Below are 1,020 nucleotides of genomic sequence, written 5' to 3'. Positions count from 1 at the left end.
GCACCGGCATGCGCACCAGCCGGCCTGGTGGCAGGAACAACGGACGCGCGCCGCCCACACCGCTCACGCGCACGGCGGCGATGCTGTCCAGGGCGCTGGCGTCCTGCACTTCAGCGCGGTGCGACTGGTAGGCGGAAATCGGCAGCAGCCGGCGCTCGCCCAGCTTCAGTCGCTGTCGACGCAGCCCGCCCACCTGCAGCTCGGCGGCAACACCGCTCAGGTCCAGGTCGTCGGTGTCATCCACCTGCACTGCCAGCCCCGCGGCGGCGCCAACGCCAGCGCCCCAGTACACGCCGCGCTTGCCGATGGCCAGGCCGGAACTGTGCGTGGCGCTGTACGCCACTTCGTTGCCACCCTGGTGCTGGTAGCGCGACACCGTGGCACCGGTCTGGCCGATGCGGTTCTGCAGCTGGGTACTCAGCGTGGCGCTGTAGCGCTCGTTGTTGTTGCCGCGCAGTTCGCCCGATACCTCGCGGTACTGATCCTCGTATTCCTGGCGCAGCGTCTTCCCGGCGCTGTAGTTGATGTCCGGCCGCGCATGCTGTGGTTGCCGCACGTCCACGCCATAGCGTCGCTGCGAACTGCCGCGGTCATCGTGCTGCAGGCGGTTGAGGCTGAAATTGAGGTAGATGCCGCGGTCACGTCCATCGCGCAGTCCACCGCCGCTGGTCTGCTGCCACACGCCGATGCGGCTGGAGACACTGAACTCGCCCCAGCGCTGGCTGCGGCTGTAGCTGGCCTGCCAGGTGCGGCTGAGCTGCGGTATGCGCGTGGGCTGTGGCATCCACGGCGGCAGCAGCGGGTCAAGCCCGGCCAGCGGATCATCATCCAGCCCCGGCCGCACGGTGCCTGCACGCCAGGTCTGGCGGCGCGTATAGGCCACGTAGGCGTTGCCGCCGGCCACCGGCAGCGCCATCGAGGCGCTGAGCGAATCGGCGCAGCCGAGCCGGTCGCGGGCGTCATCCTCGAACTGGCAGGCACGGCCGCGCATGCGCTGGTGGTACACATTCCACGAAGCAC

1 pseudogene is annotated in these 1,020 nt (G+C 69.6%); it reads right to left on the bottom strand.

The features are described 5' to 3' along the window. Positions 1-1,020 (bottom strand): annotated as a pseudogene (locus AC1VAN_RS22845) (usher protein); the annotation flags it as partial.

Source organism: Stenotrophomonas sp. 05L44_2 (assembly GCF_056665995.1).
The sequence above is the reverse complement of the archived record's forward strand: the minus strand, read 5'-3'. Positions and strand labels throughout refer to the sequence as shown.